Consider the following 12,248-nt stretch of genomic DNA (forward strand, 5'->3'; position numbering starts at 1 on the left):
CTCAGTCACTCAAGCTGATTGTTACAGAAGTGATTTCGAGAATCTTCCATAGCAAAGGGGGCGGAGGGGAATGGCGAGACTCCTGCGGGAAAAAAGTGCTTGGTGAGACCCTGCAAGGCGTTAGCCTGAGGAGGCTCACCGCGCTCCCGCGGAAAGCGAGTCATTCCCCGCAGCCCTATCCACTCAACAAACATCTCGAAATCAAGACCTACAAAATCCTGCCAGTTAGTTGAAAGGGGACTTTTTGGAAATAAAAAATAGACCTCTTTCCATATTGGATAATGGAGAGGCCTTTCATACATGATCCATAGCTTACTTTTATTATACCACCATTAAGAAGAAGATTCGATAAACTTCTTCAAATGTTGAAGGTGGTCCTGGTCTTCTTTTTTGATGATCTGTTTAATGAGCGGCTGCATCAATTTATTCCTTAAGCCTTCTGTGAAGAGCTCTCCCCGAAAGTCCACCTTCGTTCCCTCTGACGTCTGGACAAATTCATAATGATACCGTAAATCCAATCCATGATGGTGACTGCGGGCAGAGTATTTTCGATTGGGCTCAAAATCGGTGATCTCAATAACCGATCGTGCTTTCCTCCCTCTGATTTCACGGGTTTCCTGGAACTTGTACCCTTCTCTGACTGGGCCCTCACTTAATAGTTGAACATCAATGACTGTATCCATAATTTCAGGGCTGTTTTTGAAATCCGTCGCTTTCTCGAAAACTTCCTCCACAGGTTTTTTGATGATGATGGACTGATTCATAAAAGCCATAAGCATCCTCCTCAGTTAAAAGCTCTACACCCTATATTCGCTTTCCACGCCCTGACTCCTTTTTTGCATGACAAGAATATCCTTGCCAAACACACACAAGCTAAAAGAAGCACAAAAGAAGCGAGGGATATGTATGGGCTGGATTTCCGTGGTTCCTTTTATCGTTGTCATCATTACAGCTATATGGACGAAACAAGTCATTCCAAGTTTACTATTCGCTGTTGTGGTGGCCGGTTACCTGATCGACCCGAACTGGCTGGGCGGGATGATGACTGCCTTGGGCTTCATCATTGAAGGATTAAGGGATGAAGCCAATTTGAAAATCATCCTTTTTCTATATGTGTTTTCTGCTTTGATTGGACTTGTAAAAATGTCAGGAGGGATCAAAGGGTTCGTGAAAGAAGCGACAGAGCGAATCGACCATAAAAAAGGCGCGTTCATCCTTACGTGGTTATCTTCTTTAGGTACCTTCAGTGCACCCAGCTTCCGAATCGTTACCATTGGTCCTGTAATGAAAGCATTGAGAAGGAATATCCCGATGACGAAACAGGAGCTCGGATTCGTCATCGAAACAACAGCCTCTCCTCTCGTTGTCCTGATTCCGATTGCCACGGCATTTGTTGGATATATGACTTCGGTCATAGAACTATCCTTGAAGCAGGCAAACACTGAGGGAGATGCTTATTCTTTATATATCAGCAGCATTCCGTTCAACTTTTTCGCTTTTTCCATGCTAGCCGTCGGTTTTTATATGAGCTTTTTCCATAAGAACAAAAAACCCGCTACCGATGCAGAAAACATGGATCAAGAAAAAAGGGATGATGATGACCAGTGGGAAGATTGTCATCCAGCCGTCACAAAGAATCTCCCTGCCCAGCCGTGGCATTTGATTATTCCTTTAATCAGTGTCATCGTCCTCACGTTCTTCCTTATGTATATGGTCGGAATACAAGATGGAAAAACAGGATTTGGTGCCTTGATTAATGCCCATGTTCTTGACGCCATGGTATTGGCAGTTGTTCTTACCTTAATTGGATTTGTCGTTTACTTGAAATTCCGCAACGAGAAGCTTAGGAAAATGATGAATACCCTGATTGATGGCGGAAACGAAATGATGAGTGTCATCGTTCTGCTTGCCATGGTTTGGGGACTGAGCAGCGGATCGGAAGCATTGAAGTTCGCGGATACCATATCCCAGTCATTCGATTGGATTCCTGCTGGATTCGTAGCTGTCATTCTTTTCATCGTAGGCTGTGGTCTGTCTTATTTTATTGGATCATCCTGGGGGACATGGGGAATTCTCATGCCTGTCGGGATCTCCATTGCCACTGTAGCTGGAAGTTCACTGCCGATTGTCATCGGAGCCGTCTTTGCCAGCGGCACATTCGGCGCATTCGCCTCTCCTTTAAGTGATGATACGAATACGACAGCCGGCATCCTGAATTTGAACCCTGTTAAGTATGCCAGGTTCAAGCTGAAGCCCGCTTTAATCGCAGCGTCTTTTGCAGCTGTCCTCTACTTCGGTTTGTCGTTCTTTTTATAGACCTATTCTTTTAAAAAGGTCCTTCTAAATAGAAGGACCTTTTTTCTTTTTTTGAATTTTATTCCAACATCACCCCTAACTGTGCAATTTTGCAAACTCAACATCTACAAAAACCACACACTGAAACCCCTTACATAACCTTCGAAAAGCGTTTATACTAAACTCACAAGATGATCATCAAATACTAAAGTTTATATTTTTGCAAAAATAACTCAACAAGATCACACAAGGGGGACCCCCATGGTATTGGATAATAGACGTGCACATTTGTTATCAATGATTCAACATTCAACCAATCCCGTTCCCACTAAGGATCTCGTCGACAGGATGAAAGTATCTCAACGGACCATTTACTATGATATTGATCAAATCAACAGTTGGCTTCTTGATAATAAACTGGCTCCGATTCAGAGCAAGCATGGAAAGGGATTATTTTTACCTCCTTCATCGAAAGCACATTTGATGGACATTCAGGACAAGAGCTTCGATGACTGGCAATACCAACTGTCCAGGCAGGAGCGAGAAATTCTCATTAAAGCTAAAATCTTACTGGAAGAACACGAAGCATCGATGCAGCATTTCATGGATATGACGTTCATGAGCCGGGGAACCATCGCAAAAATGATCAAAACCATCAAGAAGGAGTTCAAAGAAGCAGGCCTCGAGCTCTATTACAAAAGGAACATCGGATACCGGTTAAGCGGTCCTGAGGATATAAAGAGAACGATGCTTTCCAATATTCTCGCTACCATTTTTTCGCAACCTGACTGGCAAAACGTCAGAAATAAGGTTCATCAGATGATCCAGCCCGAATCAGACACATGGTCTCAGGAGACAGCACAGAGACGAAAAGTGAAGAAAATCCTTTTTGAAGCTGAAAAGGAATTAGGATTGACCCTGACTGATGAAATGTTGGAAATACTATCCTTCCAATTATTAATGGTTAAAAAACGTATCGATGATGAGAAGTTTATCACCGTCCAAAAAGAAGAAAAACATGTGCTCAATCAGACCAAAGCTCACCAGGGGGCCTTACTCATTACACAAGCTCTCGAAGAATGGTGGGAAATCGATTTTCCTGAGGATGAAGTTTGCTTCATTACTATGAATCTCTTAGGTTCTAAAGTTCAGCATGATGATTTCAGCCGATATTCCGAACGGGAATTATCCGGGTTGCAAGAAGTCGTCCATCAAATGATCCATGATTTTCAACTGTATTCCTGCGTCGTGTTTGATGATAAGGAAGGACTTGCAGAAAACTTAATTTCTCACATCAAACCTACGTATTACCGATTAAAATACGGCGTGAAAATCGCCAATGATTTAGCTGGTACCATCCAGGAAACCTACCCGGATATCTTCCATCTGACAAAACGAGTGATGAAGCACTTAGAGCTATACGTCGGGAAGGGAATTCCAGATGAGGAAGCTGCCTATATTACTCTTCACTTTGGAGGGTGGATCACTAAAGAAAAGAAACAGGTGGAGACAAAACACACAGCCATCATCGTTTGCGAAAATGGCATAGGCACATCCAATATGTTACGCACACAACTTGAAAATTTAATCGCCGGATTAACGATCACGGACACCTTATCTATGAGAGAGTACCAGCGAAACACTCATCAGGCGGATGTCATTTTTTCAACAAAATTCATCAAGACGAAAGACATCCCTGTTGTTCATGTTCCTGCTATCTTAACCAATGTGGAAAAGGAACGAGTCATCCAGCGAATGAATGAACTTTTTGGACCGAATTCTACAGATAACGATCCTGCGGACGACTTGATGCATATCATTGAACGTCATGCGACGGTTCATCGCAAGGACGAACTGAAAAGGGAATTGTCCCACCTATTAGAACGAAACACCCCACAGACAAAGGAGCTGAAAAAGCCCATGCTTAATGAATTATTGACCGCACAAACGATACAGCTCAGAGACCATATATCCGATTGGGAAGAAGCGATCGAGGTGGCTTCCAAACCGCTGCTTGATCAACAGTATATCCGTCCGGAGTATGTACAGGCGATGATTGATAACGTAAATGAACTTGGTCCTTATATTGTCATTGCTCCAGGAATCGCTATCCCTCACGCACGTCCAGAAGCGGGCGTTGAACAACTGGGGATGAGTTTATTAAGACTTAAAAAACCCGTGTATTTTTCTGAAAAAGAGAAGCACAGAGCACAGCTTGTCATCGTACTGGCCGCCATCGATAATCAAACCCACTTAAAGGCATTGGCGCAGCTTACAGAACTATTATCAGATGAAAGCCAGGTAGAGCGCTTAATATCCACCGATCACTCAGATCAAGTCATTGATTTAATCAACCAAACGGTAGAAGTTTAATATTATTGAGGAGGAATTTGTCATGAAAAAAGTATTAGTTGTATGTGGAAACGGTTTAGGAAGCAGTATGATTGTGGAGATGAATATTAAAGCAGCATTGAACGAAATGGGGAAAGAAGCGGAAGTTTCTCACACCGATTTAACAACAGCCAAGACGGAACAAGCAGATGTCTATTTAGGATCTGAAGACATCGTAGAAAGTCTGGAAGACGGACAAAAAAATGTTGTGAAATTAAAGAACCTTATGGATAAAACTGAGCTTCGTGAAGCTTTGGAAGGCCAGAATCTATAAAGTCCAATAAACCCTAATCCACTACAAAGGAGCGTCTCCCATGATTGATTTAATAATGAAAGACATCTTAGGTACACCTGCGATCCTTGTCGGTTTATTTGCCCTGATCGGACTCCTAGTTCAGCGCAAAAATACAGGGGATGTTGTTTCTGGAACGCTTAAAACGGTAATGGGCTTTGTCATCCTTGGGGCTGGTGCGAACGTTCTCGTACAGTCCCTGGGACAGTTCAGCAGTATGTTCAATAAAGCCTTCGCCGTAGACGGCGTAATCCCGAACAATGAAGCGATCGTTGCCCTTGCCCAGGAAACTTTCGGTACAGAAACGGCAATGATCATGTTATTCGGAATGGTCGTCAATATTATTCTTGCAAGAATCAGCCCTTTTAAATATATCTTTCTAACCGGACACCATACGATGTTCATGGCCTGCCTGATCTCAGTTATCTTATCAACCGGTGGATTCTCAGGCATTTCTTTGATTATCCTGGGATCGATCATCCTTGGAGGATTGATGGTGCTATTCCCTGCCATGCTTCAGCCTTTCACACGGAAAGTTACAGGTTCCGATGATTTCGCTATCGGCCACTTCGGCTCGATCGGTTACCTTGTCGCTTCTTTTGTAGGAAAGCGTGTTGGTAAGGGGTCTAAATCAACAGAAGAAATTAAAGTACCGAAATCCCTCGGTTTCCTAAGAGACACATCCGTTTCTGTATCATTAACGATGATCATTCTGTTCTTCGTCGTTGCAGGTGCGGCCGGACCCGCGTTCGTTGAAGGGGAATTGAGCGCCGGACAGAACTTCCTGGTCTTCGCATTCATGCAAGGGCTTACATTCGCAGCAGGAGTATATATTATTCTTGCCGGTGTACGCATGCTGCTTGGCGAAATCGTTCCTGCCTTCAAAGGTATTGCAGATAAAGTTGTCCCTAACGCCAAACCTGCACTTGATTGTCCAGCCATCTTTCCTTTCGCAGGGAACGCCGTTATCATCGGATTCCTATCCAGCTTTATTGCCGGCCTTGTAAGCATGTTATTCTTACCTCTGCTAGGATTGAAAGTGATCGTTCCTGGGTTGGTTCCTCACTTCTTCACTGGTGCAGCTGCCGGAGTCTTCGGTAATGCTACGGGTGGTCGAAGAGGTGCGGTTATCGGCTCTATGGCTAATGGGGTCATGATCAGCTTTTTGCCTGCTCTATTACTGCCGGTATTAGGCTCATTAGGCTTCCAGGGAACAACGTTTGGAGATGCTGACTTTAGTGTAGTCGGAGTCGTTTTAGGCAATCTCATTAACCTCATTGATTCCAACATTGTCATTTTTGCGGTGATCCTTCTTCTCCTTGCCATCCCATTCTTATTCGGTCGCAAATCAAAATCAAATGAAAAAAACAGCGATCCAAATGTCGCATAAACGTAAGGAAACACTCCCTGCTTTGATCAGGGAGTGTTTTCTCTGTGTTGTAAGCACCAAAAAAGCAAGGAGACACGCTACAGTGTATCCTTGCTTTTTCTTCATTATTTTATTGGGAGGAATAAGCGGTAACTCGTTTCAGCACCTGTGTAAGGACGGTATTCTTCGAAGCCGAACCCTTCTACTTGTTGATACCCTTCGTCCTTTATCCACGTATGCAGATAAGCGTAAGGATTAAAGTCATGAACAGAAGGATCATATTCAAGCATGGCATACGTATGAGCAGGGATGGTCTTTGTGATCATGTTTGGCGGAACTTTCTCGAAGCTATCGACCTCTACAGCAGCAATCCAATAAAAAGCATCGGTCATTTCATTCCAATTAGGCGGATCAACGAACATTCCAATGGAACGTGGCGCGTTGACTCTATTTCTTACTTTCGGCAAATTTGTCGTATGGAACTGCTCCATCAACCTTGGAATCTTAATTTCTCGTTCATCCATCATGGTTTGACAAGAGACACCAACGACCTTGATATTGGACCTACGAACAACCTGGGGTTCCACAGCGGTTGTCAATTGCTTACTCATTGCATGGCCACTCCTTTTGGTTTTGAATATTCTCTCTAACTACTTCCACATCGATCCTAGATTTCCTTGTAAAAGTTGTGTGTTCGATGAAATTCGTAGCCTTTCGACCATCTTTTTAAATGATTTTATTTATGAGGTCCTATTCCTATATCCTATTGTTTGTTCGGGTTGAATTATGCTCATAAATTCACTTCCACCCGACGACCGCTTGTAAAATGGCTTTTTGGACATGCATTCGATTTTCAGCTTGCTGAAAGACCGCGGAATGACTCCCGTCAATGACGCTTGCCGTCACTTCTTCCCCACGATGGGCAGGAAGGCAATGCAAGAAAGAGACATCGGATTTGGCCGCGCTTACTAACGCCTCATTCACCTGATAACCCTTAAAATCCAACAGGCGTTTCTCACTCTCTTCTTCCTGCCCCATACTTGTCCAAACATCTGTATAAATGACGTCCGCATGCTGCACAGCTTTTTCTGGATCTACTACCAGTTCGACCGATCCGCCATAGCGTTTGGCAATCTCTTTTGATTTTTCTGTAATCCGAGGATCCGGCTGATATCCATCCGGTGCTGAAACGACCATTTCCATGCCCATCATAGCTGATAAAATCATCAGCGAATGAGCTACGTTGTTTCCGTCACCGATATAAACGACCTTTACTCCGCTCAAACGCCCTTTCAATTCTAATATGGTAAAAATATCGGCAAGTGCCTGACATGGATGATAGATGTCGCATAGACCATTGATGACAGGAACAGAGGCGTTTTCAGCAAGTTCCTTCAATCGTTCATGTGAGGACGTTCTGAACATGATTGCGTCTACGTACCCCGAGAGCACGCGAGCCGTATCGGCAATTGTTTCGCCACGGCCCACCTGAATGTCTTTTGTGTTTAAATAAAGGGCATGCCCTCCCATTTGCACCATACCAACTTCAAAAGAAACGCGGGTTCGTGTGGATGACTTTTCAAAGATCATCGCCAGGTTTTTCCCTTTTAAAGATTGCGAATAAGGGTTCTCTTTCAAATGTTGAGCCTGAGCTAACAATTGGGAGACTTCTGATTGGTTATAGTCAAGCCAAGTCAATACGTCCTTCCCATGCATGGAACCATCTGTCGAATACATTTGTTCAATCAAATTCATTACGATCGCACTCCTTCACGTGTATTCCCCGGAAGTGGGGCAGGGTGATAATCTCTGCAAGTCAACGATTGAATATAGGCGTCGAACGTGGCTTTCTCACTAAAAACGGTCATTCCATTCTTCACAGCCTTGATTCGGCGTTCACTTGCCTGTGAACCGGATCCATCATTTACGTATATGGAAGCTTCATCAAGCTGAAGCCACTCCTCAAAATTCGTAGAAGAATAAACTGCATCCCCTTCGACGAAGCAGGAATCTTTTACATCATGCACATTCGGTAAATGGGAGAATACTTTTCGCAAGGCTTCATTTGTGGACTCCCCTAGACACATGCCCTCCCCTGTTGATTTCATATTCGGACCAAGCTTATGGTCAAGCTCCGTTAAAGCATAAGAGGAGAAGACAGGGTACTTCACGGCTGTTTTTTGAAATACAGGTTTCGGAATAGACAACAAATCGATTTCACCGGATGCCAGAACACGAACCGCTAAATCAACAAGAGGAATGTTCGCCACCTTACTCACAATCGGTACCGTACGACTCGCTCTCGGGTTCACTTCCAGCACATATACTTTTTCTCCGCTTAGTAGAAACTGGATGTTCATAATCCCTTTGTAATTAAAATGGCGTACGATTTTACGAGAGTAGGACTCGATGGTCTCCTTCACTTCATCCCCAAGCTTCGATGGGAAAAGGGCCATGCTGTCTCCGGAATGAACACCACCTGGTTCTATATGTTCAATCACCTCAGGAAGGTAAATGTGTTGTCCGTCGGCAACAAGGTCCACTTCTACTTCTATCCCCTGCATAAACGTATCGAGAACAATCGGAAAGTGACGATCATCCGTTTCCTGAAGCGACTGCTCCAATTCGGCCATATCTTTGACGATGACCATCCCCTGCCCACCGATAACATAAGACGGGCGGCAAAGAATCGGAAAAGAGTAATCTTCCGCTGCTTGCAGGGCTTCATCTTTGGTATGACAAGTCGCCCCCGAAACATAAGGGATATTCAATTCGTTTAAAGCCAGATAAAATTTGTCTCTATCCTCAAGGGCATCCAAAACGTCTGTACCAACTCCGGCAAGCGGGATCCCGTCCGCCTCTAATTCGCCTGCTAAGTTGATGGCGGTCTGGCCGCCGAATGAAGTGAATACAAGGTCGATGCCTTCATGTTCAACGATGGAAGTTATAATTTCTTTTTGAATCGGTTCAAAGTAAAGGCGATCTGCTGTTTCATAATCAGTACTGACGGTTTCTGGGTTGTTGTTTACCATGATAGTCGTCCATCCTTGTTTCTGCAGGCTCTGAATCGCCTTGACCGCACTATAATCAAATTCAACCCCCTGGCCGATCCGAATGGGTCCGGATCCTAGAATCAACGCTTTTTTCTTTCCGGGCAGTGGGGAAATTTCATTTACACCAGCAAAGGTACTATACACATAGTTTGTTGCTGCTTCGAATTCTGCTGCACACGTATCGACCAATTTGAAGTGACGGAGAATCCCAAATTCTTCTCTCCTTTTCTGCACATCTTTTTCAGATAATCCAGCATTGTGGGCAATCTCCCCATCTGAAAACCCACATATTTTCGCTTGCTTCAAAAGCGCTTCATCCAAACCTTCCTGTTGCAGACCCTTTTCTAAATCAACAAGATTTTTCAGTACATGTAAAAAGAAGCGGTCAATTTTCGTATTCTCGTGAATGAACTCCAGACTTTCTCCATTTCTTAGAAGGTGGAGGATAGCGAAGTAACGTAAGTCTGTCGGTTTCTCCAGATGTTCCCACGGGTTTTGAATGTCAGGTATTTTTGTATCCAGGGACTGGACAGCTTTTTGAAAAGCCCCTTCCAACGTGCGGTCAATCGCCATGACCTCCCCTGTTGCCCGCATCTTCGTCCCAAGCTTGCGGTCCGCTTCTGAAAATTTATCGAACGGCCAGCGCGGGAATTTGACGACGACATAATCAAGGGCTGGTTCAAAGCTTGCGTACGTATGACCGGTGAGTGGATTTTCAAGCTGGTCCAGCGCATAGCCGAGGGCTACCTTTGTTGCCATTTTTGCAATCGGATACCCTGTGGCTTTTGAAGCCAAGGCTGACGAACGACTGACACGCGGATTAATCTCGATGACGTAGTATTGACGACTTTCTGTATCAAGCGCGAACTGGACATTACATCCTCCGATGACATCGAGTTCAGAAACAATTTTGAATGCTGCTGTCCGAAGCATCTGGTAATCGTTATCCGACAATGTCTGAGAAGGAGCAACAACAATCGAGTCTCCCGTGTGAACACCCACAGGATCGAAGTTTTCCATGTTACAAACAGAAATGCACGTTCCATTGTGATCCCGCATGATTTCATATTCAATTTCCTTGAAACCTGCGATACTCTTTTCAACAATGACTTGATGGATCGGACTCGCTTTCAAACCCGTTGCAATCAACTCTTCCAGCTCCTCAGGTCTGTGAACGATTCCACCGCCACGTCCTCCAAGCGTATAAGCAGGTCGACTGATAATCGGGAATCCGACTTCCTCCGCAAAAGCTTTTGCCTGCTCAACCGTCGTAATCACTTCACTTTCGGGGACAGGTTGGGATAATTCATGCATCAACCCACGGAACAATTCTCTGTCTTCCCCTTTTTGAATGGAATAGACACTGGTCCCTAACAACTCCAGGTTATATGCCTGTAAAACGCCTTCCCTCTCCAGTTCAACGGCAAGGTTGAGGGCTGTCTGTCCTCCGAGTCCAGCAAGGAGGGCATCCGGTTTTTCCAGGTCAATAATCTTCGTTAGACTTTCGACCGTCAATGGTTCACAATAAACGACGTCAGCCACATCATGGTCTGTCATGATGGTTGCAGGATTATTGTTGACGAGGACGACCTCACAACCTTCTTCCTTCAGTGCGAGACACCCTTGTGTCCCCGAGTAATCAAATTCTGCGGCCTGCCCGATCATTATCGGTCCTGATCCAATGACTAGTACTTTACGAGACATGTGTCTTCACCCCTTTGTTCTTCACTAGTTTAATAAAATCATCAAACAGCCATTCCGCATCTTTCGGTCCTGGGTGGGCCTCCGGATGAAATTGTGCGGACATAATCAGTTTAGAATCATGCATCAACCCTTCAATGGAACCGTCATTCACGTTGAAGAATCGTTTGACGAGAGGCGTTCCAGTCAGGCTGTCTTCTTGAACTACATAGTTATGATTCTGCGAAGATAAAAACACTTTTCCGGATACCACATCCTTGACGGGATGATTCGCACCACGATGACCGAATGTCAGCTTCGTCGTATCCGCTCCATAAGCAAGGGCAATCACTTGATGTCCCATACAAATGCCGAATGCCGGGTACTTCTCTAAAGCCTTTCTCAAGAGTGGCAGAACCTCCCTGGTATCCTTCGGGTTTCCTGGTCCATTTGATAGAACAATAGCATCTGGGTGAAGCTCATCCAGCTGATTGACTTTAGAGAAAGGGAGAACAGAAACCCGCAACCCTCTTTCAAGCAGAGCGTGCAAAATCGACTTCTTCCAACCGAAATCGATGAGTGCTATATGCATCCCTGATTCTCCATAGGTATCTACCTTCTCACCACTCACTTGTTGGATCTGATTACTTTTTGATGGATTAAACTGATAACTTCCCTCGAGAGAAAAGGCGGCTTGCTGCGTTCCTTCTGCTCGGATTGCCTTGGTTACTTCTCTTGTATCTACCTCAGTCATGTATGGAATGTTTTGTTCATTCAAGTAGGTTCCCAGGGACTTCCTGGACTGAAAATGGGAAGGAGCCTCCGCACATTGATACATGACCACACCACTTACTTGTATCTCTTGGCTTTCACCATCCTCATCATTAACCCCGTAATTTCCGATTAGTGGGTACGTAAATACTACAATTTGACCTTTATAAGAGGGATCGGTAAGAACTTCCTGGTATCCGGTCATGCCGGTAAAGAATACAATTTCCCCCTGGACGTTCCGGTCAAAGCACTGGGAAGCATTCCCTTCGAATGTCGTTCCGTCTTGTAAACATAAGTATCCTTTCATTCCATCACCCCATAAAATGAATATTTATTATATATCTCGTATTTTTATACATTTATCTTCTGGGAAAGACGGTGCTGAACACGATTGTGA

9 protein-coding genes are annotated in these 12,248 nt (G+C 44.4%); 4 read left to right on the forward strand and 5 right to left on the reverse strand.

Annotation, left to right across the window (positions count from 1 at the left end; all coding sequences use genetic code 11):
• Positions 1-332: 332 nt before the first annotated feature.
• Positions 333-773, reverse strand: coding sequence for an SRPBCC family protein (locus ACXACN_RS13640; RefSeq protein WP_474965155.1), 441 nt, complete (start codon positions 771-773; stop codon positions 333-335).
• 133 nt (positions 774-906) lie between these two features.
• On the opposite strand from ACXACN_RS13640, the gene ACXACN_RS13645 reads away from it, so the two are divergent.
• The 4 genes from ACXACN_RS13645 to ACXACN_RS13660 all read left to right on the forward strand — a co-directional run bounded on the left by ACXACN_RS13645 (position 907) and on the right by ACXACN_RS13660 (position 6,368).
• Positions 907-2,316: a Na+/H+ antiporter NhaC family protein gene (locus ACXACN_RS13645; RefSeq protein WP_474965157.1), complete on the forward strand. Its 1,410-nt coding sequence runs from the start codon at positions 907-909 to the stop codon at positions 2,314-2,316.
• 240 nt (positions 2,317-2,556) lie between these two features.
• Positions 2,557-4,668 (forward strand): BglG family transcription antiterminator, encoded by a 2,112-nt coding sequence (locus ACXACN_RS13650; protein WP_474965158.1) that lies wholly within the window; start codon positions 2,557-2,559, stop codon positions 4,666-4,668.
• Positions 4,669-4,690: 22 nt separating this feature from the next.
• Entirely contained in the window at positions 4,691-4,960 is a 270-nt protein-coding gene (locus ACXACN_RS13655; protein WP_474965160.1) for a PTS sugar transporter subunit IIB, read from the forward strand.
• 40 nt (positions 4,961-5,000) lie between these two features.
• The gene (locus tag ACXACN_RS13660; protein WP_474965162.1) at positions 5,001-6,368 is read left to right on the forward strand and encodes a PTS ascorbate transporter subunit IIC; all 1,368 of its coding nucleotides are present in this window, start codon (positions 5,001-5,003) and stop codon (positions 6,366-6,368) included.
• Between the two features lie 104 nt (positions 6,369-6,472).
• On the opposite strand, the gene ACXACN_RS13665 is transcribed toward ACXACN_RS13660, so the two are convergent.
• From ACXACN_RS13665 to ACXACN_RS13680, 4 genes are all read right to left on the reverse strand, one after another.
• A complete protein-coding gene (locus ACXACN_RS13665; RefSeq protein WP_474965164.1) occupies positions 6,473-6,958 on the reverse strand; it encodes a GyrI-like domain-containing protein in 486 nt (161 codons plus the stop codon).
• Positions 6,959-7,145: 187 nt separating this feature from the next.
• Positions 7,146-8,102, reverse strand: coding sequence for an ornithine carbamoyltransferase (gene argF / locus ACXACN_RS13670; protein ID WP_474965166.1), 957 nt, complete (start codon positions 8,100-8,102; stop codon positions 7,146-7,148).
• On the reverse strand, positions 8,102-11,104 hold the full coding sequence (locus ACXACN_RS13675) for a carbamoyl phosphate synthase large subunit (RefSeq protein WP_474965168.1): 3,003 nt from the start codon (positions 11,102-11,104) through the stop codon (positions 8,102-8,104). The genes argF and ACXACN_RS13675 overlap by 1 nt, the downstream gene beginning before the upstream one ends.
• Positions 11,094-12,158, reverse strand: coding sequence for a carbamoyl phosphate synthase small subunit (locus ACXACN_RS13680; RefSeq protein WP_474965170.1), 1,065 nt, complete (start codon positions 12,156-12,158; stop codon positions 11,094-11,096). Before ACXACN_RS13680 ends, ACXACN_RS13675 begins: the two co-directional genes overlap by 11 nt.
• Positions 12,159-12,248 lie beyond the last annotated feature (90 nt).

The sequence above is a fragment of the Halobacillus sp. AWM4_238 genome (assembly GCF_056158265.1).